The following is a 23,683-nucleotide window of genomic DNA, read 5'->3' as shown; positions in this document are numbered from 1 at the left end:
TCGCGTCAAATCTTATTCAATGACTTTAGCAACAACGCCAGCACCTACAGTACGACCGCCTTCACGAATTGCAAAGCGCAAGCCGTCATCCATTGCGATAGGAGCAATCAGGTTAACAATCATTTGAATGTTATCACCTGGCATCACCATCTCAACGCCTTCTGGCAGTTCAATAGTACCGGTTACATCAGTTGTACGGAAGTAGAACTGAGGACGGTAGCCTTTGAAGAACGGAGTATGGCGACCACCTTCATCTTTGCTCAGAATATAAACTTCTGATTCAAATTTGGTGTGTGGTTTAATCGAACCTGGTTTAGCAAGAACTTGACCACGTTCGATATCTTCACGCTTGATACCACGCAGCAGAACACCAACGTTCTCACCTGCACGGCCTTCATCCAGCAGTTTGCGGAACATTTCAACGCCAGTACAAGTAGATTTAACGGTATCTTTCAGGCCAACAATTTCGACTTCTTCACCAACTTTAACGATACCGCGCTCTACACGACCCGTTACAACAGTACCACGACCAGAGATAGAGAATACGTCTTCGATTGGCAGCAGGAACGGCTTATCGATAGCACGCTCTGGTTCTGGGATGTAAGAATCCAGGTAGCCAGCCAGTTCGATAATTTTTGCTTCCCACTCAGGTTCGCCTTCCAATGCTTTCAGCGCGGAACCACGAACAACTGGCGTATCATCGCCTGGGAAATCGTAGGTAGACAGAAGATCGCGCACTTCCATTTCTACCAGTTCTAGCAGCTCTTCATCGTCAACCATGTCACATTTGTTCATGAATACGATGATGTAAGGAACACCAACCTGACGACCCAACAGGATGTGCTCACGAGTCTGTGGCATTGGGCCATCAGTTGCAGCAACAACCAGGATAGCGCCGTCCATCTGAGCAGCACCGGTGATCATGTTTTTAACGTAGTCGGCGTGCCCTGGGCAGTCAACGTGCGCATAGTGACGTGACGGGGTGTCATATTCAACATGAGACGTGTTGATGGTGATACCACGCGCCTTCTCTTCAGGAGCGTTGTCAATTTGGTCGAATGCACGAGCATTTCCGCCGTAGGTTTTAGCCAGAACGGTGGTGATTGCAGCAGTTAGGGTAGTTTTACCATGGTCAACGTGGCCGATAGTACCCACATTAACGTGCGGTTTTGTACGTTCAAACTTTTCTTTAGACATCGATTGTCCCTCTAAGACACGGAATCGGTGGTTTCACCACATCAACCAAGCGCATGCTTGTTGAATCCATTACGCAGAAAGAAAATCAGGGGACGAGAGAATGAGGAGTGGTGCTGATAGGCAGATTCGAACTGCCGACCTCACCCTTACCAAGGGTGCGCTCTACCAACTGAGCCATATCAGCGCATCTTGGAGCGGGCAGTGGGAATCGAACCCACATCATCAGCTTGGAAGGCTGAGGTAATAGCCATTATACGATGCCCGCATCTTAGAACTCGGCTACCTGACTTAATCTGCAGAAACTTGAAAGGAAGGGCTTGGCCACTTCACTCTTCATCGAGAGTAACTCTCGCCTTGAGTGTGTATAGGGGTTCGGTCTTCTGAATCGCCTGAGACTCAAGGGTAAATATGGTGGTGGGGGAAGGATTATTCGTCACTTCATTCCTCACCCTTCGGGCCGCCGCTGCGCGTCGTTGACTCACTACGCTCGGCTCGAACCTTCGTCGAAGGTTTTCACCTTCCCCTCAAGTGGCTCATTTAGATTCCTAATATCTGAATCGGCTTGAGACTCAAGGGTAAATATGGTGGTGGGGGAAGGATTCGAACCTTCGAAGTCGATGACGGCAGATTTACAGTCTGCTCCCTTTGGCCGCTCGGGAACCCCACCTAATTTTTAATACTTGAATGGTGCCGGCACCAAGAGTCGAACTCGGGACCTACTGATTACAAGTCAGTTGCTCTACCAACTGAGCTATGCCGGCATCAAGTGCAGCGCATTCTAGGTAGAGTGAGCCTATGATGCAACAAAAAAATTGCATAACATGCCCTTTCGCTCACAAAACAGCCACTTTTTAAACGCAAGGTGTATTATTGACCAAGGTTAGCTTAAATCGCGCTCAGTAATTTGGTTATATTACCCAAATCTATGAATGAAAATCATCCCCCAAAAACCTATCCATATTCCATAGCCAAACAAACTTCCCTCGTTCGAAGCTAAAATAAGTTTAGTCCTTTGCCCCAAAAATGAGGAAATACGTCAATTTTGGGGCAGAGATAGCAAGAAAATATGGCCCAACGCCCATAATATCACTGTTTCCTATTTGGCCTACTTATTGCTTAAATACCAATATATGCGCAAACCAGCTATCAGGCAGGGGCTTTATTATGAAGATAGTTTTACTGAATGCGGCGACATTACCGATATATCGAAGTGAATTGGCACATTTACTGATTGATGCTGTCTCTCATGGTGCGTCAATCGGCTATGGCACCCGAGATCTCTCACAAGATGAGGCTGAGAACTACTACCATAGTCTTCACCCCGCCATCACGAAAGGGACATTACTATTATGGATAGCACGTGATGAAACCGGGGTCGTGGGTACCATTCAATTAGATTTATGCCAAAAACCCAATGGTTTAAACCGAGCTGAAGTACAAAAATTATTAGTTCACAGCCGTAGCCGCCGTGCTGGGGTTGGGCATAAATTGGTTATTGAGATGGAAAATACTGCGGTTCAACTTCGTCGAGGATTGTTATACTTGGATACTGAAGCTGGGGCTCCCCCGCTGAGTCTTTTTATCGCACGCAAGGATATCGATGTATGGGCGAGATCCCTGATTATGCCTGCACTCCAGATGGTTACTATCATCCAACCGCGATTTACTTTAAGCGCTTATTCTCTGTGAATCAGATACATACATCGATAGCTAGCTAATAATAAATCCCATCAATCACAGAGCAGAAGCCTGGCATAGTCCTTCTTAATTGATCGGAATAGCAACACATATCAAAGAAATCACTCACTAAATACAAAAATGTCTACGCCAAAAAGCAAGCTGCCTATAATATGCAGCTTGTTTCTTATCTGGAGTTGGCGTCCAGCGCCTTTCCCAACCTGCGTTAACAGGCAGAATTTGGCTTATGACAAAAAGAGATCAGTCTTTAGCGACGCCTTATCTACAGTTCGATCGTACTCAGTGGGCTGCTTTGCGCGACTCAGTACCATTGACGCTAACAGAAGAAGAAATCGTTAAACTCAAAGGGATTAACGAAGATCTTTCATTAGATGAAGTGGCACAGATATATCTACCGCTCTCACGACTACTTAATTTTTATATCAGTTCTAATTTGCGTCGCCAGGCGGTTCTGGAGCAATTTCTTGGAACTGATGGCCAACGTATTCCCTATGTTATTGGTATTGCGGGCAGTGTCGCGGTAGGAAAAAGTACAACCGCTCGTTTACTACAGGCGCTGCTAAGCCGCTGGCCAGAGCATCGTAGTGTCGAGCTGATTACTACAGATGGTTTTCTTTATCCGAATAAAGTGCTGAACGAGCGCGGGTTGATGAAGAAAAAAGGATTCCCACAATCCTATGATATGCACAGTTTAGTGAAATTTGTCTCTGAGGTTAAATCAGGTGCTGACCATGTCACCGCACCAGTGTACTCCCATTTAATATATGATATTGTCCCTGATGGTAATAAGATTATCAAACAACCGGATATTCTTATATTAGAGGGCTTAAATGTTCTGCAAAGTGGCATGGATTACCCTCATGACCCGCACCATGTATTTGTCTCTGACTTTGTAGACTTCTCTATATATGTTGATGCGCCAGAAGATTTACTCCAAAGTTGGTATATCAACCGGTTCCTTAAGTTTCGCCAGGGCGCGTTTTCTAATCCTGATTCTTATTTCCATAACTATGCAAAGCTGCCAGAAACAGAAGCAGTAAAGATTGCGACCCAGTTATGGAAAGAGATTAATGGGCTGAATTTAAAGCAAAATATTTTACCTACGCGTGAACGAGCCAGCCTGATAATGACTAAAAGTGCCAATCATGCGGTTGAAAGCGTGCGTTTAAGAAAATAATAAATTGCGGGTAGAATAACTACCCGCTTAATATCTCAATTAAACTCCGCGAAGGGATATTTCACCACCAATATACGGTTTTATATTCCCGTCCTGCTCTAATAATAATGCACCTTGCTGATCAATCCCGCGAGCAATACCAAATATCTCTTGGTTTCCGATAATCAGCTTCACTGGACGATCAAGGTAATTATCCATTTCTCGCCAGCGTGAAATAAAGGCAGGTAGTCCCTCATTTTCAAATTTAACTACTGCCAATCGTAACTCGGATAACAATTCAGCTGTCAGTTTATTACGATCAATATTAACGCCAGCTTCTTGTAAATTAATCCAATCCTGGCTAATAACATTAGTCGTTGATTCACGCATGGTCAGATTAATACCGGCACCAATAACCAACTGTGCTGCATCACCCGTTTTACCAGTGAGTTCCACTAATATTCCAGCCAGTTTCTTATCGTTTAGATATAAATCATTCGGCCACTTGACGCGGACGTGCTCTGCACCCAATTTGTGCAGTACCTCTGCCATGACAATACCCACCACTAAACTTAGTCCCATTGCAGCCGCAGGACCTTGTTCCAATCGCCAGAACATTGATAAATAAAGATTAGCACCAAAAGGAGATACCCATTGGCGGCCACGTCTGCCCCGACCAGCTTGCTGATATTCGGCAACACAAGCATCACCGGATTTAAGTTCGGTGATGCGATCTAACAGATATTGATTCGTCGAATCAACTACTGGCAATACAGCTACCTGGCCTGCGGGCAAATAACTTAGTATAGTTTGTTCGTCAAGTAATTGGATAGGTGCCGGTAAGCTATAACCTTTGCCAGGCACAGTGAAAACATCTAGTCCCCATTCTCTGATAGTGTGCATATGCTTATTAATTGCAGCACGGCTCATACCTAACATTTCACCTAATTGCTCACCTGAGTGAAAAGCACCGTCGGCAAGTATGCCGATTAATCGCAAGGGGACTTTTATATCTTTCACGACAAACGCTCCACAGCATTAACTTCGCCATTACTTGCGATAAAGCGCACCTCTGGCTCCAACCAAATGGCAAACTTCTTTGCGACCTGCTGACGGATATGGCTGGCTAGCCCCAACACATCCTGCCCAGTAGCCTCTGCAAGATTAATCAGTACCAAAGCTTGCTGCTGATGTACTGCTGCTCCGCCAATCTGGTATCCTTTGAGCGCACATTGATCAATAAGCCAGCCTGCAGCCAACTTTACTGTTCCATCGGGCTGTGGGTAGTGAGGCGCATTGGGATAAAGCTTCACGATATCTTCAGCCACAGCGGCATCCACAACCGGATTTTTAAAGAAGCTACCTGCGTTGCCAGTCACTGTCGGATCCGGCAACTTACTTCGACGCATCGCACAGACTGAGTTGAAAATATCTATTGCAGTCACGGTCAATGGGTCCATACGCGTTAAATCGCCGTAACCTAGTGTTGGTACCCAAGATTTTATTAATCGAATACCTACAGCTATGATGGCAAACCCATGACCGTAGTGATGTTTAAATATGCTGTCGCGATAACCAAATTGACAGTCTTCAGCAGAAAGGCGTCGAACCGTGCCTTTCTCCAGATCAAGTAAATCAACGTATTCACATACTTTTTGCAGCTCAACACCATATGCACCAATATTTTGAATTGGCGCAGAGCCAACGCAGCCTGGAATTAAGGCTAAGTTCTCTAAACCCGGCATATTGTTTTGCAACGAGTAGCATACCAACTGGTGCCAATTCTCTCCTGCGCCTACATGCAGATGCCAGGCTGTATCATCTTCAGTAAAAGTAATACCTTTAATACGATTAAGTAATACTGTCCCTGAGTAATTCTCAATAAACAGCACGTTGCTGCCTTCCCCAAGCAAGAGTACAGGTTGATGCTTCGAGACAGACTCATGCCATGCATCAATCAATTCTTGTGTAGAGTTGGCACTGATTACATTGCTCGCGTAGGCTGATAGTGCAAATGTGTTGAGATGCTTTAGCGGGGTACGTTGATTCGACATTACATTAGGTGCTCATTCTAACTGGTTCTGGCGCTAGTCTAACCGATCATAATACTCATATTGTATTTTGTTTTAAGTGAGTACATAATAAATATCCTCCGGCATAGCCGGAGGTTTTTCATATGCGCCTGTAAGGCTTTGTTACCAGCCGCGCCCTAACAGGCGCACAGCAATCTGACATTTGCATCCAAATTCGTTACTTACTGCCCGTAAACGGGCTACCGGGGTACGGAATTGATAGTTATTCCCCCAGTTTATCCTGCTCCAGTTGGTGCTTTATGTAGTCCCGGATCTTCGAGGTATTTTTACCCACCGTATCCACATAATACCCTCTGCACCAAAACTCTCTGTTCCTGTATTTGAATTTCAAATCTCCAAATTGCTCATACAACATCAGGCTACTTTTGCCCTTCAGATACCCCATGAAGCTTGATACGCTCATCTTCGGCGGGATTTCCACAAGCATATGGATGTGATCTGCACAGCACTCCGCTTCCAGAATGTGCACATTTTTCCATTCACACAGCTTTCTTAGGATACTCCCCACTGCCCGGCGTTTCTCGCCGTAGAAAACCTGTCTTCGGTATTTAGGCGCGAAAACTATGTGATATTTACAGTTCCATCGGGTGTGCGCTAAGCTCTTTTCGTCCCCCATTGGGACCCCCTTTTGATTTCTTGTTTGACCATTGCAGTTGCCAGACCGCAAGGTGTTTTAACAAATCAAAAGGGGTTTTTATAACTGGCTCAAAGCTGAAAGCTTTACGGAACCTCCAGCCTAGCTGGAGGTTTTCTGTGCACAACGAACAAAAAAAGCCCTCTGCTCAGCAGAGGGCTCTTTCTTTGGTTTTTTTATTTCCCACATAGCAAAAACCCCACGCTTTTGGCATGGGGTCTCGGCTTGATTTGATGCCTGGCAGTGTCCTACTCTCGCATGGGGAGACCCCACACTACCATCGGCGCTACGGCGTTTCACTTCTGAGTTCGGCATGGGTTCAGGTGGGTCCACCGCGCTATGGCCGCCAGGCAAATTCTGTCTAAACTAACCCGCTATGCAATCTTTCACACAGCCAGCCAGCCCAATCTCGGAACATTCGCTGAAAATCAATATCTATCTCTCAAATACAAAACACCTTTGGTGTTGTAAGGTTAAGCCTCACGGATCATTAGTACTGGTTAGCTCAATGCATCGCTGCACTTACACACCCAGCCTATCAACGTCATAGTCTTTAACGTTCCTTCAGGGGGCTTAAAGCCCCAGGGAAGACTCATCTCGAGGCAAGTTTCCCGCTTAGATGCTTTCAGCGGTTATCTCTTCCGAATTTAGCTACCGGGCAATGCCATTGGCATGACAACCCGAACACCAGTGATTCGTCCACTCCGGTCCTCTCGTACTAGGAGCAGCCCCTCTCAATCTTCCAACGCCCACGGCAGATAGGGACCGAACTGTCTCACGACGTTCTAAACCCAGCTCGCGTACCACTTTAAATGGCGAACAGCCATACCCTTGGGACCTACTTCAGCCCCAGGATGTGATGAGCCGACATCGAGGTGCCAAACACCGCCGTCGATATGAACTCTTGGGCGGTATCAGCCTGTTATCCCCGGAGTACCTTTTATCCGTTGAGCGATGGCCCTTCCATTCAGAACCACCGGATCACTAAGACCTACTTTCGTACCTGCTCGAGCCGTCACTCTCGCAGTCAAGCTAGCTTATGCCTTTGCACTAACCTCACGATGTCCGACCGTGATTAGCTAACCTTCGTGCTCCTCCGTTACTCTTTGGGAGGAGACCGCCCCAGTCAAACTACCCACCAGACACTGTCCTCACCCCAGATTATGGGGCCGAGTTAGAACATCAAACATTAAAGGGTGGTATTTCAAGGTTGGCTCCATGCAGACTGGCGTCCACACTTCAATGCCTCCCACCTATCCTACACATCAAGGCTCAATGTTCAGTGTCAAGCTATAGTAAAGGTTCACGGGGTCTTTCCGTCTTGCCGCGGGTACACTGCATCTTCACAGCGAGTTCAATTTCACTGAGTCTCGGGTGGAGACAGCCTGGCCATCATTACGCCATTCGTGCAGGTCGGAACTTACCCGACAAGGAATTTCGCTACCTTAGGACCGTTATAGTTACGGCCGCCGTTTACTGGGGCTTCGATCAAGAGCTTCGCCTTGCGGCTGACCCCATCAATTAACCTTCCAGCACCGGGCAGGCGTCACACCGTATACGTCCACTTTCGTGTTTGCACAGTGCTGTGTTTTTATTAAACAGTTGCAGCCAGCTGGTATCTGCGACTGGCTTCGGCGCCGGGAGCAAGTCCCTTTACCTAATGCCAGCGTGCCTTCTCCCGAAGTTACGGCACCATTTTGCCTAGTTCCTTCACCCGAGTTCTCTCAAGCGCCTGAGTATTCTCTACCTGACCACCTGTGTCGGTTTGGGGTACGATTTAATGTTACCTGATGCTTAGAGGCTTTTCCTGGAAGCTTGGCATCAACTACTTCATCACCGTAGTGACTCGTCATCACACCTCAGCGTTGATAAGCAACCGGATTTACCAAGTCACTCCGCCTACATGCTTAAACCGGGACAACCGTCGCCCGGCTAGCCTAGCCTTCTCCGTCCCCCCTTCGCAGTAACACCAAGTACAGGAATATTAACCTGTTTCCCATCGACTACGCTTTTCAGCCTCGCCTTAGGGGTCGACTCACCCTGCCCCGATTAACGTTGGACAGGAACCCTTGGTCTTCCGGCGTGCGGGTTTTTCACCCGCATTATCGTTACTTATGTCAGCATTCGCACTTCTGATACCTCCAGCAACCCTCACAGGTCACCTTCAACGGCTTACAGAACGCTCCCCTACCCAACGAACGTATCCCTAAGCCAACTCGACTTTATTGGACGCATTGACGTCGCTGCGCTCCGTCAATCATTATCCACTGCCGTGAATTGTCTTGGGTGATACGTTCGCTGCCGCAGCTTCGGTGCATGGTTTAGCCCCGTTACATCTTCCGCGCAGGCCGACTCGACCAGTGAGCTATTACGCTTTCTTTAAATGATGGCTGCTTCTAAGCCAACATCCTGGCTGTCTGTGCCTTCCCACATCGTTTCCCACTTAACCATGACTTTGGGACCTTAGCTGGCGGTCTGGGTTGTTTCCCTCTTCACGACGGACGTTAGCACCCGCCGTGTGTCTCCCGTGATAACATTCTTCGGTATTCGGAGTTTGCATCGGTTTGGTAAGTCGGGATGACCCCCTAGCCGAAACAGTGCTCTACCCCCGAAGATGAGTTCACGAGGCGCTACCTAAATAGCTTTCGGGGAGAACCAGCTATCTCCCGGTTTGATTGGCCTTTCACCCCCAGCCACAAGTCATCCGCTAATTTTTCAACATTAGTCGGTTCGGTCCTCCAGTTAGTGTTACCCAACCTTCAACCTGCCCATGGCTAGATCACCGGGTTTCGGGTCTATACCTTGCAACTATTCGCCCAGTTAAGACTCGGTTTCCCTACGGCTCCCCTATTCGGTTAACCTTGCTACAAAATATAAGTCGCTGACCCATTATACAAAAGGTACGCAGTCACACCACGAAGGTGCTCCCACTGCTTGTACGTACACGGTTTCAGGTTCTATTTCACTCCCCTCGCCGGGGTTCTTTTCGCCTTTCCCTCACGGTACTGGTTCACTATCGGTCAGTCAGGAGTATTTAGCCTTGGAGGATGGTCCCCCCATATTCAGACAGGATGTCACGTGTCCCGCCCTACTCATCGAACTCACAACGTATGCATTTTTGTGTACGGGACTATCACCCTGTACCGTGCGACTTTCCAGACGCTTCCACTAACACATATGCTGATTCAGGTTCTGGGCTCCTCCCCGTTCGCTCGCCGCTACTGGGGGAATCTCGGTTGATTTCTTTTCCTCGGGGTACTTAGATGTTTCAGTTCCCCCGGTTCGCCTTGCATGGCTATGTATTCACCATGCAATAGTGCAACGAATTGCACTGGGTTTCCCCATTCGGGTATCGTCGGTTATAACGGTTCATATCACCTTACCGACGCTTTTCGCAGATTAGCACGCCCTTCATCGCCTCTGACTGCCTAGGCATCCACCGTGTACGCTTAGTCGCTTAACCTCACAACCCAAAGATGTTTCTTCTTTATTGGTGTGGCTGCGAACACACTCTGCGTCGTTGTGCAGTGCGCGCAATCCTCATGAACGTAGCGTTCACTCCGGTTGCTGTGCGCTGTACGCCTTGCTGAGTATCTTCTCGCTCACACTGCAACAATGATAAACACATTGGCATTGCAATTATTTGAGAGACTCTAATACAGGTTAATCCTTATCTCAGTACTTCTACGGAGAGATAAGTTTCAGCTGTATTGTTTCAATTTTCAGCTTGTTCCAGATTGTTAAAGAGCAATATCTTAAACACGACTTGTTAAAGTCATCTTTAAGATACTTTTGAGTTCATAAAGAACCGGTTGATAATGTCTTTCACTCATTATCGGAGTGGCGTCCCCAAGGGGATTCGAACCCCTGTTACAGCCGTGAAAGGGCAGTGTCCTAGGCCTCTAGACGATGGGGACACAAAAATTTCTACTGAATCATGGATTCAGTATTTTTGTGTAAAGGTGAGAATGTGGTGACACATTCGAACGACTGATGCAGTAAAAACTCGATACCGAGGCCTTACAACACAATCATCACCCTCATCAACAGGTGCTCTTGCTCGTTTACATTCATCAGACAATCTGTGTGGACACTACGCAATGCGTATCTGAGGTAAGGAGGTGATCCAACCGCAGGTTCCCCTACGGTTACCTTGTTACGACTTCACCCCAGTCATGAATCACAAAGTGGTAAGCGCCCTCCCGAAGGTTAAGCTACCTACTTCTTTTGCAACCCACTCCCATGGTGTGACGGGCGGTGTGTACAAGGCCCGGGAACGTATTCACCGTAGCATTCTGATCTACGATTACTAGCGATTCCGACTTCATGGAGTCGAGTTGCAGACTCCAATCCGGACTACGACAGACTTTATGTGGTCCGCTTGCTCTCGCGAGTTCGCTTCACTTTGTATCTGCCATTGTAGCACGTGTGTAGCCCTACTCGTAAGGGCCATGATGACTTGACGTCATCCCCACCTTCCTCCGGTTTATCACCGGCAGTCTCCTTTGAGTTCCCACCATTACGTGCTGGCAACAAAGGATAAGGGTTGCGCTCGTTGCGGGACTTAACCCAACATTTCACAACACGAGCTGACGACAGCCATGCAGCACCTGTCTCACGGTTCCCGAAGGCACTAAAGCATCTCTGCTAAATTCCGTGGATGTCAAGAGTAGGTAAGGTTCTTCGCGTTGCATCGAATTAAACCACATGCTCCACCGCTTGTGCGGGCCCCCGTCAATTCATTTGAGTTTTAACCTTGCGGCCGTACTCCCCAGGCGGTCGACTTAACGCGTTAGCTCCGGAAGCCACGCCTCAAGGGCACAACCTCCAAGTCGACATCGTTTACAGCGTGGACTACCAGGGTATCTAATCCTGTTTGCTCCCCACGCTTTCGCACCTGAGCGTCAGTCTTTGTCCAGGGGGCCGCCTTCGCCACCGGTATTCCTCCAGATCTCTACGCATTTCACCGCTACACCTGGAATTCTACCCCCCTCTACAAGACTCTAGCTTGCCAGTTTCAAATGCAGTTCCCACGTTAAGCGCGGGGATTTCACATCTGACTTAACAAACCGCCTGCGTGCGCTTTACGCCCAGTAATTCCGATTAACGCTTGCACCCTCCGTATTACCGCGGCTGCTGGCACGGAGTTAGCCGGTGCTTCTTCTGCGAGTAACGTCAATCCAACAACGTATTAAGTTATTGGCCTTCCTCCTCGCTGAAAGTGCTTTACAACCCGAAGGCCTTCTTCACACACGCGGCATGGCTGCATCAGGCTTGCGCCCATTGTGCAATATTCCCCACTGCTGCCTCCCGTAGGAGTCTGGACCGTGTCTCAGTTCCAGTGTGGCTGGTCATCCTCTCAGACCAGCTAGGGATCGTCGCCTAGGTGAGCCATTACCCCACCTACTAGCTAATCCCATCTGGGCACATCCGATGGCGTGAGGCCCTAAGGTCCCCCACTTTGGTCCGAAGACGTTATGCGGTATTAGCTACCGTTTCCAGTAGTTATCCCCCTCCATCAGGCAGTTTCCCAGACATTACTCACCCGTCCGCCGCTCGCCGGCAAAGTAGTAAACTACTTCCCGCTGCCGCTCGACTTGCATGTGTTAGGCCTGCCGCCAGCGTTCAATCTGAGCCATGATCAAACTCTTCAATTTAAGATTTGTTTGATTTGCTATGAGTTAACATAGCGATGCTCAAAGATTACTTTCTGCAAATATGCATTCGAACCGAAGTTCAAATGTGTACTGCTTTGGTCACTCTTCAAGACTTTGATATTGCTTCTGCCTGCCGAAACAGGCTTCGATATCGTCTTGCGAGTGCCCACACAGATTGTCTGATAAATTGTTAAAGAGCGTTCGTTACCCGTTTGCCTTGCGGCGAATCTTACGGTAACGCGGGAGGCAGATAATACGCTTTCCCGCTGAAGAGTCAAGAGTTTATTTGGTTTCTTTCGAAGTCAAACTCAATCATTTCTCTTCCTGACCCGGCGAAGTCTGTTTCGTTGTTCCCGGTCAGTGGAGGCGCATTATAGGGAGTTCCTGACAGCCTGCAACCCCTAATTTCAAAAAACTTTTCAACCGTGTTTTATTTCAACAATTTGCGGTCATAACCACCATTATTGTTACTTTTCGTACTGTAGCACCGAGAAATCCTGAGCAAAACCGCTAACCTGTTGCCAATCGGTATACTCAACTTCTTTACTGGTATCCGTTTCTCCCCCCGTCATGCGCATAATAAGTTGAATCATGACCCTATCTATCCATCGATAGCGTGGATAACGTAGCGCTCCAGCAAATACGGCGCACAATGTTGGCTGCCAAGGTGTGCTAAGTAAGAACTTGCGCACATAGGCATTAGTTTGTGGTGAACGCTTCTCTGGTTTGCGCGCAGTCAAATTGACGGCAAAGAACGCACTCGGCATCTGATTAAGTTGCTCGACGTGTTTATTGACGAATTTACTCAACACCGGACTGAAATGCCCATAACGAACAGAAGCACCAATCATCACTTGTTGATACTGGCTCAGATCTATTTGCCCCACCTCGGCCAAGTCCCGTATTTCGCACGTAGCTGCGGTTGATAACTCCTTAGCTATATAAGAGGCGATGGTTTGCGTTTGGCCGTCTCGGCTGGAGTAAAGTATCAATACTTTCATAGCAATGTTCCTTATGCAGAATTACTCACGCCAGAATGTTGGGGTGAAGAGAACCAGCAAAGTGAAAACTTCCAACCGGCCAAATAACATTGTTATCACTAATATCCATTTAGCAGCAGGATTCATAGAAGTGAAGTTATCAGCGACAACACCTAAGCCTGGCCCAAGGTTATTCAAAGTTGCAGTCACTGCCGCAAAAGCAGAAAACTCATCGACTCCTGTCGCGATGATGGCCAACATGCTGATAATGAAAACCAAAGCATATGCGGAGAAGAACCCCCAGACCGCTTCCAGTATTCGTTCCGGTAATGCTCGCCGCCCCAGCTTGATGGTGTAAACCGCATTCGGATGAACCAAACGTTTTAATTCACGCGAGCCTTGTAGATAGAGCAACAGGATACGGATAACTTTCAAACCACCACCGGTTGACCCAGCACACCCCCCGATAAACGCGGAGCATAATAAAAGTATCGGCAGGAACAACGGCCACTTAGAAATACTATCCGTTGTGAAGCCCGCCGTGGTCGCCATTGAGACCACTTGGAAAAATGCCTGATTTAAGGTTTCCAGCCCCGACTTATATACGCTGTGCTGCCAGAGCACCAAGGTACAAACGATAACTAGCGTCAATTGTACAAAGATAAACATACGGAATTCGGGATCACGCCAATAAACTTTCAAACTGCGGCCACTGAGTACAGCGAAATGCAGGCCAAAGTTACAGCCCGAAATCAGCAAGAAAATACCAATGATGGTGTTAATCGTTGGGCTGTTGAAATAACCGATACTGGCGTCATGGGTAGAAAAGCCGCCTATCGCGATAGTCGAGAAGCTGTGAGAGATAGCATCAAACACCGACATCCCCGCGGCCCATAAAGAAAGCGCACAGGCAATGGTCAGCAAGACATAGATAAGCCACAGTGTTTTTGCAGTTTCGGCGATTCGGGGGCGCATTTTATTGTCTTTCAATGGCCCTGGCATTTCAGCCCGGTAGAGCTGCATTCCCCCGACACCCAAAATAGGCAAAATGGCCACTGCCAAGACGATGATCCCCATGCCGCCCAGCCATTGCAGCATTTGCCGATAGAATAAAATGGCCTTAGGCAGTGAATCTAACCCCACCAGCGTGGTGGCTCCGGTGGTGGTCAGCCCAGAGAAGGATTCAAAAAATGCATCAGTTAGCGAAAGGTTCGGGCGCTCAGAGAATAAGAAAGGTAATGCTCCGACACTGCCCAGCACCGTCCAGAACAGCACTACAATCAGAAACCCCTCGCGCGGTTTCAACTCATGCTTCTGCTTGCGGTTCGGTAGCCACAGCAACAGGCCTATCGACAAAGCAACAAAGAAGGTTTCGCTGAAGGCACGGCCGGCACCATCACGATAGATCAAGGCCACTAGACCGGGAATAAACATTGTCCCGGAGAATAAGATGACTAGCAGGCCAACAATACGGGTTATGGCACGAAAATGCATTCCGGCACGTTCCTTAGCAATTCACTTGGATGGGGATTATTGCGAAATGGGCGTCAATTGCAACGTACCACGACTGAGATCCCGCAATTTATCCCCGACCTGACTGGCTTGAGTTGCTGGCAAAGAGAGATGAAGAGTCACGAGTTGTGCATATTCACTCTGTAAAATCTGGCCTTCAACCTGCTGTAATAGTGTTTCGACCATCGCGAGCTGCGCATAGTCACACTGCAAAGTATATTCTACCTGCGGGACTTTATATTTTACTTCAATCTGTTTTAACGCTTGCTGAACACCACTGCCATAAGCTCTGACTAACCCGCCAGTACCCAGCTTGATACCGCCATAATAACGCACAACCACCGCCGTAATTTCACCTATCCCACAGCCCATCAATTGAGCCAGAATCGGTTTACCCGCTGTGCCTGAAGGCTCGCCATCATCGGAAAAACCTAATTGCTGTGAATCTGTGGGTGTCCCGGCAACAAAAGCCCAGCAATGATGCCGGGCTGTTGGGTGTTGTTGCTTTACCTGCTGAATAAAATCTTTCGCTTCATTCACCCCACAGGTAGGAGCCAGTAAGGTGATGAATCGACTTTTTTTAATCTCTTCGCTGATAGTCACCGGAGCCGCAGGGATTAAATAAGGCTGCATCAGGCCAGCTTCAGGTCACGAGTCATGTTCTCAACCCGATTTTCATGAATAACGATATTGTCTTCTATACGAATGCCACCATAAGGCTTCAGTGTTTCAATAAGATCCCAATTGAAATGCTGACTGAACTCTCCTGAGCGCCAAGGTGCCAAGAGTGATTCAATAAAGTAGAGGCCCGGTTCGATAGTCAGCACCATGCGCGGTTGCAGAATACGGGTACAACGTAAGTAAGGATATTTGGATGGTGCGCTGAGATGCGCCCCTTTATCATCCTGCATAAACCCAGCAGTATCATGCACTTGCAAGCCTAGTGGGTGACCCAACCCGTGCGGTAGGAATGGACAAGTAATGCCTTGTTCAACCATCGCCTCTTCACTGATACCCGTCACCAAGTTATGAGTGCGCAGTAACTTCGCAATACGCTGATGCATCTGAACATTGTATTCGGTATAGTTCACGCCACACTTAAGGGTTTTAATCAACTCAAGCTGTTCATTATTAAGGTCTTTGATCAATGCGGCAAAATCGTTTTTACTGTCTGCTGTATTTTTACTGCCTGCTACATAAGTGCGGGTCAAATCAGCAGCATAGCCGTTGTATTCCGCGCCCGCATCAATCAGGAAACTACGAATCTCTGCCGGAGGCTGATGCTGCAAGGTGGTGTAATGCAATACCGCCGAATGTTCATTCAGCGCAACAATATTATCGTATGGAACATCAGTATCACGCTGACCTGTAGCCATCAGATAGGCCAGATTGATATCAAACTCGCTCATACCGGACAGGAATGCTTCATGAGCTGCGTTATGCCCAGCAACTGCCGTTTTTTGCGCTTCACGCATGCAGGCCAGCTCATAATCTGTTTTATAAGAGCGGTAGAAATGAAGGTAATCCAACACCGGTTTAGGGTTAATGTTTTCTGCACTGAAACCCAGCGCCTGGGCGCGTTGCTGAGCATAGCCAATGTACGCAACTCGCTCGCGCTGTACCGGTAACAGTTGTGCAATATCATTAGCGTTTACCAATGGTTGGATATCAATGGCCTTGGTCCAGAAGCTATCCGGTAGCGGCTCAACACAGTGCCAATAATCTACCGGGGAGTAAAACCATAACTTCGGCGTATTAACGCCATCAACCCATAACCAGCAGTTTGGAACTTGCGTCACCGGTACCCAAGCTTTGAATTGAGCATTAACCTTAAAAGGATAGTCGCGGTCATCAAGGAAAATACGTTGTAACTCACCGGAATGAATCAATAAAGCATCCAACTGATGGCGCTCTAACACATCGCGGGTGCGTTGTTGCAAGGTGGACAAATGTTCGTTATATAAAGAAGCCAGCGTTTCCATCACAGTACCCTTCGCTATTAGAACTTAATTTTTTCATCTTATCATAGTCGCCAAAGTCATGTTTCGACGACCTCTTATTTGCGAGTTAATTACGCTACCTTAAGCGCAAAACCGTCGTGAATAAATATGATAAAAATCAATTATCCCACCTGATTGACTGTGATCTTCACTGCAAAAAATCAATCTCTTATTTGCAATTCATTAACAAAATATCCACACTTCCTGAATATCTGGTCATACCAGATCACATGCGCTTATTCAGGAGATAGATATGCTCTACCAAAGCGAAACACTACAGCTTCACTGGCTGGAAAACGGCATTGCCGAGTTGGTGTTTGATGCACCAGGTTCAGTTAATAAGCTGGATACCCAAACTGTAGCCAATCTGGGCGAAGCCTTGGTTGTGTTAGAAAAACAAAGTGAGCTCAAAGGGTTGCTATTACGCTCAGCCAAAGCAGCCTTTATTGTCGGTGCCGATATCACCGAGTTTCTATCCCTGTTTAACGAGCCGCCAGAAAAGTTGCATCAATGGTTGGTTTTCGCCAACGATATTTTCAATCGTTTGGAAGACTTACCGGTGCCAACCATTGCAGCAATCAATGGGTATGCGCTGGGTGGCGGGTGTGAATGTATCTTAGCCACTGATTTTCGCGTGGCCTCGCCAGAAGCACGTATCGGTCTACCGGAAACCAAACTCGGTATCATGCCGGGCTTCGGCGGTTCAGTTCGTTTGCCACGGTTATTAGGCGCAGACAGTGCGCTGGAAATTATTGCGGCTGGCAAAGACATTATTGCCAAAGATGCCTTAAAAGTTGGGCTGGTTGACGCCGTTGTCGCCCCCGAAAAGTTGGTCGATGCCGCGTTAAGTATGTTGAAACAAGCGATTGACGGAAAACTCGACTGGCAAGCTGCACGTCGTCCGAAATTAGGGCCACTGAAGCTCAATCCGACCGAAGCCGCGATGTGCTTTACCATTGCCAAAGGCATGGTCATGCAAGTCGCCGGTAAACACTATCCGGCGCCCTTGACTGCCGTCAAAACTATTGAGGCCGCTGCAAAATTTGGCCGCGCTGAAGCATTGATACTGGAAACCAATAGTTTTGTTCCCTTAGCTGGTTCCAATGAAGCGCGTGCATTAGTCGGTATTTTCTTGAATGACCAATATGTTAAAGGTCAGGCTAAAAAGCTGTCCAAAGGTGTCAGCGCCCCCAAACAGGCCGCAGTGCTGGGTGCAGGGATTATGGGCGGTGGGATTGCCTATCAGTCGGCACTGAAAGGTGTGCCGGTCATTATGAAAGATATTAATGACAAATCCCTCACATTAGGGATGAATGAAGCGGCCAAGTTGCTGAATAAGCAGTTGGAGCGCGGCAAGATAGATGGCCTGAAAATGGCAAATATCTTAGCAACCATCCAACCAACATTAGATTATGTCGGCATTGAACGCGCCCAAGTCATCGTGGAAGCGGTGGTAGAAAATCCAAAAGTCAAAGCGGCGGTTCTGGCAGAGGTTGAAACGCTTATCGGCGAAGAAACTGTTCTGGCTTCTAACACTTCTACAATTCCGATTGATCAGCTCGCCAAATCCCTGAAACGCCCAGAAAACTTCTGTGGCATGCATTTCTTCAATCCAGTACACCGGATGCCGTTGGTTGAAATTATTCGTGGCACCAAAACTTCAGATAAGACTATCGCTGCAGTTGTGGCATACGCCACGCAAATGGGTAAAACCCCGATTGTAGTCAATGATTGCCCAGGCTTCTTTGTTAACCGTGTTTTATTCCCGTATCTGGCTGGATTCGGCATGTTAGTCCGAGACGGTGCGGACTTCCGCCAAATTGATAAAGTGATGGAAAAGCAATTTGGCTGGCCAATGGGCCCTGCTTATCTATTAGATGTGGTGGGCATTGATACCGCGCACCATGCACAGGCCGTGATGGCCGTTGGTTTCCCTGAGCGCATGAATAAAGATTATCGCGATGCGGTTGACGTGATGTTTGATAACCAACGGTTTGGTCAAAAGAATGGCCAAGGCTTCTACCGCTATACCCAAGATACCAAAGGCAAACCGCGTAAAGAGAATGATGAACAAGTAGACGCGTTACTGGCGCAAGTCAGCCAGCCGCTTCAGAAATTTAGCGATGACGATATTATCGCCCGTACCATGATCCCGATGATCAATGAGGTGGTGCGATGTCTGGAAGAAGGCATTATTGCCAGCCCGGCTGAAGGTGATATGGCGTTGGTATATGGCCTTGGATTCCCTCCATTCCACGGCGGCGTCTTCCGTTACCTTGATACCATCGGCAGTGCAAATTATGTCGAAATGGCTCAACGCTACACCCATCTTGGGCCGTTGTATCAAGTCCCGCCGGGATTGAGAGCCAAAGCCGAACATAACGAAAGCTATTATCCTGTGGCAGCAGCGCTGCTTGATGTTTCTATCAGTCAACCGGCATGAGGTCTGAAAACATGGAAAATGTAGTCATTATTGATGCCGTCCGTACACCGATGGGCCGCTCCAAAGGCGGTGCATTCCGACAGGTTCGGGCAGAAGACCTCTCCGCGCACTTAATGCGTGAAGTGCTGAGCCGCAACCCTGAGCTGAATTCCGCCGAAATCGACGACATCTATTGGGGCTGTGTGCAACAAACGCTAGAGCAGGGTTTTAACATCGCCCGCAATGCGTCTTTGCTGGCAGAAATTCCCCATAGTGTCCCGGCGGTAACAGTTAACCGCTTGTGTGGGTCCTCGATGCAAGCTTTGCATGATGGAGCTCGGGCTATCATGGTGGGTGATGCACAAGTCAGTTTGATTGGTGGCGTAGAACATATGGGCCACGTGCCGATGAATCATGGCGTGGACTTCCATCCAGGCATGGGCCGCACGGTAGCTAAAGCAGCCGGTATGATGGGGTTAACAGCTGAAATGCTGGCAAAAATCCACAATATCAGTCGCCAGTCACAAGATGAGTTTGCGGTACGCTCCCATCAGCGCGCTTATGCTGCTACTCAGGCGGGCCATTTTGCTAAAGAGATTGTCGCCACCAATGGGCATGATGCTGATGGCATATTAAAACGCTTTGATTTCGATGAAGTTATTCGCCCAGAGACCAATCTGGCTGGGCTAGCAGCTTTGCGTCCAGCCTTTGACCCGGTGAATGGCACAGTAACCGCAGGGACATCATCAGCACTTTCCGATGGTGCCTCTGCCATGCTTATCATGAGCGAATCCCGAGCAAAATCATTAGGTTTAACACCACGCGCCCGTATTCGCTCAATGGCTGTCGTCGGCTGCGACCCATCAATTATGGGATATGGCCCAGTACCCGCCAGCCAACTGGCACTAAAACGTGCAGGGCTTAAGCTCGAAGATATTGGGTTATTTGAATTAAATGAGGCGTTTGCTGCTCAGTCACTGGCTTGCCTGAAAGGCTTGGGTTTGTTGGAGAGCATAGATGATAAGGTAAACCTGAATGGGGGAGCCATTGCACTCGGTCATCCATTGGGCTGCTCAGGAGCGCGTATTTCTACCACGTTACTCAATCTGATGGAGCGACGTGACGTGCAATTCGGTCTGGCAACCATGTGTATCGGCTTAGGCCAAGGCATTGCTACCATCTTTGAGCGCGTATAACCCAAAAACATTTAGGGCCTGAATACAGGCCCTGATAACCAGAGTTTAGTTGCCGTTTTCCCGCCTGTCAGGGGCGGGCTTTTTTATCTGCCGTTTTACTTAGATAAAAGCGAAAGCATCACCATAGATATGCGCTTCCAGTGCACCACGCTCGGCACAAAAACGCTCACGAGCAATCTTTGCCATTTCAAAACGACCTGCAATATAAATATCCTGCTCAGCAAGAGAACCATAATCTTGCAATACGGCACTTAGCACAGTTCCGGTTCGACCACGCCAGCCTTCTTCTGGTTGCTCAACTACAGGGATAACTTTCAACTGCGGATACTGAATCGACAGCGCTTCTAATTCGCTGAGGTCATATAAATGCACAGCTTCGCGCCCACCCCAATAGATAGAAACTTCACGATCAGGTTGTTCTGCTAACGCCGCCAACAAAATTGAACGCGCATAGGAAAAACCGGTACCGCCTGCAATCAGTATCAGTGGACGATGACTGCCCTCGCGGAACCATGCCTCACCGTGAGGAATGTCCACATCCAACGTTTTCTCTTGCAGAATTCGGTCCATTACCGCCATGGCGTATAAATTCAGCTCCGAAGCCCCGATATGCAGCTCAATGGAGTCTTTTTGCAGTGGCGTGGATGCCATAGAGAATGGACGCTTATCGCGCTCATCCATCACAACCATCAAATACTGCCCAGCACGGAAAGAAAATGCAGATGCAGGTACCAATTGCACCCGGTACACCGTATCGGTAATGGCCTCTACGGAGGTTACTTTACAGCTTAAAGTTGTCATGCCTTCCCTCTGTCGGGTCATCAAATGCAAAACTAAGGACAAAATGGACGCCGGTTAGCGTTTCGTCTCTTTGTCACTGAAAATGGCGAGCTCGTCCCAAATAGCATCAACGCGGGCGCGGACTTCTTCATCCATTTTAATTGGACGCCCCCATTCACGCGGAGTCTCAGCTGGCCATTTGTTGGTGGCATCCAGCCCCATTTTCGATCCCAAACCGGAAACCGGTGAGGCGAAATCCAAATAATCTATTGGTGTATTTTCAATTAACACCGTATCGCGCGACGGGTCCATTCGGGTCGTAATCGCCCAAATAACATCATTCCAATCACGGGCGTTAATATCATCGTCACAAACAATAACAAATTTCGTATACATAAACTGGCGTAAAAACGACCAAACACCCATCATCACGCGTTTAGCATGACCAGCATACTGTTTCTTGATGGTCACCACAGCCAAACGGTATGAACAGCCTTCTGGCGGCAGATAAAAATCAACAATCTCTGGGAATTGCTTTTGCAAAATAGGAACAAATACTTCGTTCAGCGCAACGCCCATTACCGCCGGTTCATCGGGTGGACGACCAGTATAGGTTGAATGATAAATCGCGTCTTTGCGTTGGGTAATATGTGTGACGGTAAAGACAGGGAAGCTATCAATCTCGTTATAATAACCGGTATGGTCACCATAAGGGCCTTCCGGTGCCATCTCACCCTGCTCAATATATCCTTCCAATACAATTTCTGCACTTGCAGGAACTTCAAGTGAGTTGGAAAGACACTTTACGACTTCGGTTTTATGCCCACGCAATAAGCCGGCAAAAGCATATTCAGATAAAGTATCTGGCACGGGCGTTACCGCAGCCAAAATAGTCGCAGGATCAGCACCCAACGCGACGGCAACCGGGAAACGTTCACCAGGATGCGCTTCGCACCATTCTTGATAGTCTAAAGCGCCACCTCGGTGGGAAAGCCAGCGCATAATTAACTTGTTTTTACCCAACACTTGCTGGCGATAAATGCCCAGATTCTGCCGCTCTTTATGCGGCCCGCGAGTCACCGTTAGCCCCCAAGAGACTAATGGGGCAGCATCTTCAGGCCAACAGTGCATAACAGGGATTCGGCTCAGATCGACATCCTCCCCTTCCCACACTTGCTCTTGGCACGGGGCGGAGCTCAAGCATTTCGTCGGCATATTCAATACCTGCTTAAATTTAGGCAGCTTATCGAACAGGTCACGAAAACCTTTCGGCGGATCAGGTTCTTTCAGGAAAGCCAATAGCTTGCCGACATCTCGCAATGCACTGACATCTTCTTGCCCCATCCCCATCGCAACCCGCTTAGCCGTACCAAACAGGTTACACAGTACGGGCATGTTATAGCCCTTCGGATTCTCAAAAAGCAATGCAGGCCCGCCAGCTCGCAAAGTACGATCGGCTATTTCTGTCATTTCCAGATAGGGATCAATAGGCTGGCTAATTCGTTTAAGTTCGCCCCTCTGTTCCAGCAACGAGAGGAAGTCACGTAAGTCACGGTATTTCATGCTGATCATTTCGGCGGCTAGGTAATGCGCCATTATAGGCTGTCTTTATAGCAGTTGCTGTCTTTTTGTTAAAAATGAATGCAGGCCAACTCGAAAAAATAGCATGCTGCTATTTGGCATTAACATTTACCAGCACCGATAGAATGTTGTCGATATAAAATATAGCTAACTCTTTACATAACAAATATATATATCAAATGACGTTTTTTTTTGCTCACTGTATATGTATCCCCACTTTTGCTATGCTGCCAAGTAGTACCTAAAGGCATATGAAATTATGAAACATTGGCATTTATTATATTGTAAACGTGGTCAGCTTTTGCGCGCTAAAGAACACTTAGAGCGGCAAGAAGTGAATTGCTGGACACCGATCGTCACTATCGAAAAGATAATGCGCGGAAAACGAATTGAAACCACGGAAGCATTATTCCCGAATTATCTATTTGTGGAGTTTGATCCGGAACATATTCATACCACAACGATAAGTGCCACCCGAGGTGTAAGCCACTTTGTCAGGTTTGGTGTACAACCTGCGGTCATTCCGGCAACGGTTATTAGCGAAATGCAATCTCATACAACGGATAAAATCATTGCGCCAGAGATACCTACGCCTGGTGATACCGTGATTATTAAAGAGGGGGTTTTTGCTGGGTTACAGGCAATTTATACCGAACCAGATGGCGAGGCACGCTCAATGCTATTACTGAATATGCTCAATAGCCCAGTATTACAAAGCCTGGATAATCGTCAATTCGAAAAACAATAAGATACTTAACTCACAGTGCCAAGGTAGGT

At 47.9% G+C, this 23,683-nt stretch carries 14 protein-coding genes, 5 tRNA genes, 3 rRNA genes, 1 other RNA gene and 1 pseudogene; 5 read left to right on the top strand and 19 right to left on the bottom strand.

The features are described 5' to 3' along the window. Positions 1-12: 12 nt before the first annotated feature. The 6 genes from tuf to FGL26_RS17405 all read right to left on the bottom strand — a co-directional run bounded on the left by tuf (position 13) and on the right by FGL26_RS17405 (position 1,958). Positions 13-1,197: an elongation factor Tu gene (gene tuf, locus FGL26_RS17430; protein WP_005165809.1), complete on the bottom strand. Its 1,185-nt coding sequence runs from the start codon at positions 1,195-1,197 to the stop codon at positions 13-15. 108 nt (positions 1,198-1,305) lie between these two features. Further along, positions 1,306-1,381: transfer RNA gene (locus FGL26_RS17425), tRNA-Thr, on the bottom strand. Positions 1,382-1,387: 6 nt separating this feature from the next. Continuing rightward, positions 1,388-1,462 (bottom strand) — tRNA-Gly (locus tag FGL26_RS17420). Positions 1,463-1,606: 144 nt separating this feature from the next. Continuing rightward, positions 1,607-1,734: non-coding RNA, RtT sRNA (locus FGL26_RS17415), on the bottom strand. A gap of 45 nt (positions 1,735-1,779) precedes the next feature. Further along, a tRNA-Tyr gene (locus FGL26_RS17410) sits at positions 1,780-1,864 on the bottom strand. A gap of 18 nt (positions 1,865-1,882) precedes the next feature. Further along, a tRNA-Thr gene (locus FGL26_RS17405) sits at positions 1,883-1,958 on the bottom strand. A 403-nt stretch (positions 1,959-2,361) separates the two neighbouring features. Here FGL26_RS17405 and FGL26_RS17400 point away from each other — a divergent pair. Together FGL26_RS17400 and coaA are read left to right on the top strand one after the other, a co-directional pair. Next, positions 2,362-2,915: pseudogene (locus FGL26_RS17400) on the top strand (GNAT family N-acetyltransferase). A gap of 206 nt (positions 2,916-3,121) precedes the next feature. Further along, positions 3,122-4,072: a type I pantothenate kinase gene (gene coaA / locus FGL26_RS17395; RefSeq protein WP_005165813.1), complete on the top strand. Its 951-nt coding sequence runs from the start codon at positions 3,122-3,124 to the stop codon at positions 4,070-4,072. Between the two features lie 39 nt (positions 4,073-4,111). Here the strand turns inward: coaA and birA are convergent, their stop codons facing one another. From birA to pepQ, 11 genes are all read right to left on the bottom strand, one after another. Beyond that, the gene (gene birA / locus FGL26_RS17390) at positions 4,112-5,071 is read right to left on the bottom strand and encodes a bifunctional biotin--[acetyl-CoA-carboxylase] ligase/biotin operon repressor BirA (protein ID WP_011815379.1); all 960 of its coding nucleotides are present in this window, start codon (positions 5,069-5,071) and stop codon (positions 4,112-4,114) included. Beyond that, positions 5,068-6,105, bottom strand: a complete 1,038-nt coding sequence (gene murB / locus FGL26_RS17385; protein WP_005175719.1) for a UDP-N-acetylmuramate dehydrogenase — start codon at positions 6,103-6,105, stop codon at positions 5,068-5,070. Before murB ends, birA begins: the two co-directional genes overlap by 4 nt. Before the next feature lie 241 nt (positions 6,106-6,346). Then, entirely contained in the window at positions 6,347-6,760 is a 414-nt protein-coding gene (gene tnpA, locus FGL26_RS17380; RefSeq protein ID WP_005172776.1) for an IS200/IS605 family transposase, read from the bottom strand. 253 nt (positions 6,761-7,013) lie between these two features. Beyond that, positions 7,014-7,129: ribosomal RNA gene (gene rrf, locus FGL26_RS17375) — 5S ribosomal RNA — on the bottom strand. A gap of 118 nt (positions 7,130-7,247) precedes the next feature. Beyond that, a 23S ribosomal RNA gene (locus tag FGL26_RS17370) occupies positions 7,248-10,241 on the bottom strand. Positions 10,242-10,619: 378 nt separating this feature from the next. Further along, a tRNA-Glu gene (locus FGL26_RS17365) sits at positions 10,620-10,695 on the bottom strand. A 197-nt stretch (positions 10,696-10,892) separates the two neighbouring features. After that, positions 10,893-12,435 (bottom strand): 16S ribosomal RNA (locus FGL26_RS17360). Together the 16S, 23S and 5S rRNA genes with 1 tRNA gene alongside form the textbook arrangement of a ribosomal RNA operon. A gap of 467 nt (positions 12,436-12,902) precedes the next feature. Next, positions 12,903-13,436, bottom strand: coding sequence for a menaquinone-dependent protoporphyrinogen IX dehydrogenase (gene hemG / locus FGL26_RS17350; RefSeq protein ID WP_005176268.1), 534 nt, complete (start codon positions 13,434-13,436; stop codon positions 12,903-12,905). Between the two features lie 21 nt (positions 13,437-13,457). After that, positions 13,458-14,909, bottom strand: a complete 1,452-nt coding sequence (trkH, locus tag FGL26_RS17345; protein WP_005176271.1) for a Trk system potassium transporter TrkH — start codon at positions 14,907-14,909, stop codon at positions 13,458-13,460. A gap of 36 nt (positions 14,910-14,945) precedes the next feature. Beyond that, positions 14,946-15,560, bottom strand: coding sequence for an IMPACT family protein (locus FGL26_RS17340; protein WP_005176278.1), 615 nt, complete (start codon positions 15,558-15,560; stop codon positions 14,946-14,948). Continuing rightward, positions 15,560-16,909 (bottom strand): Xaa-Pro dipeptidase, encoded by a 1,350-nt coding sequence (gene pepQ, locus FGL26_RS17335; RefSeq protein WP_005176279.1) that lies wholly within the window; start codon positions 16,907-16,909, stop codon positions 15,560-15,562. The genes FGL26_RS17340 and pepQ overlap by 1 nt, the downstream gene beginning before the upstream one ends. A 271-nt stretch (positions 16,910-17,180) precedes the next feature. Between pepQ and fadB the strand changes: the two genes are divergently transcribed. Both fadB and fadA read left to right on the top strand, forming a co-directional pair. Beyond that, a complete protein-coding gene (gene fadB, locus FGL26_RS17330; RefSeq protein WP_005176280.1) occupies positions 17,181-19,370 on the top strand; it encodes a fatty acid oxidation complex subunit alpha FadB in 2,190 nt (729 codons plus the stop codon). Between the two features lie 11 nt (positions 19,371-19,381). Further along, positions 19,382-20,545, top strand: coding sequence for an acetyl-CoA C-acyltransferase FadA (gene fadA / locus FGL26_RS17325; protein ID WP_005176285.1), 1,164 nt, complete (start codon positions 19,382-19,384; stop codon positions 20,543-20,545). A 99-nt stretch (positions 20,546-20,644) separates the two neighbouring features. On the opposite strand, the gene fre is transcribed toward fadA, so the two are convergent. Both fre and ubiD read right to left on the bottom strand, forming a co-directional pair. Then, positions 20,645-21,346 carry an NAD(P)H-flavin reductase gene (gene fre, locus FGL26_RS17320; RefSeq protein ID WP_005176289.1) on the bottom strand — a complete coding sequence of 234 codons (702 nt, stop codon included), beginning with the start codon at positions 21,344-21,346 and terminating at the stop codon, positions 20,645-20,647. A gap of 54 nt (positions 21,347-21,400) precedes the next feature. Next, positions 21,401-22,897, bottom strand: a complete 1,497-nt coding sequence (gene ubiD, locus FGL26_RS17315) for a 4-hydroxy-3-polyprenylbenzoate decarboxylase (RefSeq protein ID WP_005165587.1) — start codon at positions 22,895-22,897, stop codon at positions 21,401-21,403. A gap of 268 nt (positions 22,898-23,165) precedes the next feature. On the opposite strand from ubiD, the gene rfaH reads away from it, so the two are divergent. Beyond that, a complete protein-coding gene (gene rfaH / locus FGL26_RS17310) occupies positions 23,166-23,654 on the top strand; it encodes a transcription/translation regulatory transformer protein RfaH (RefSeq protein WP_005176294.1) in 489 nt (162 codons plus the stop codon). The last annotated feature ends 29 nt before the right edge of the window (positions 23,655-23,683 follow it).

Origin of the sequence: Yersinia enterocolitica subsp. enterocolitica (assembly GCF_901472495.1) — a bacterium.
In the GTDB taxonomy this organism is placed as follows: Bacteria; Pseudomonadota; Gammaproteobacteria; order Enterobacterales; family Enterobacteriaceae; genus Yersinia; species Yersinia enterocolitica.
Note: the sequence above shows the minus strand (reverse complement) of the source record. Positions and strands in the feature narration are given on the sequence as shown.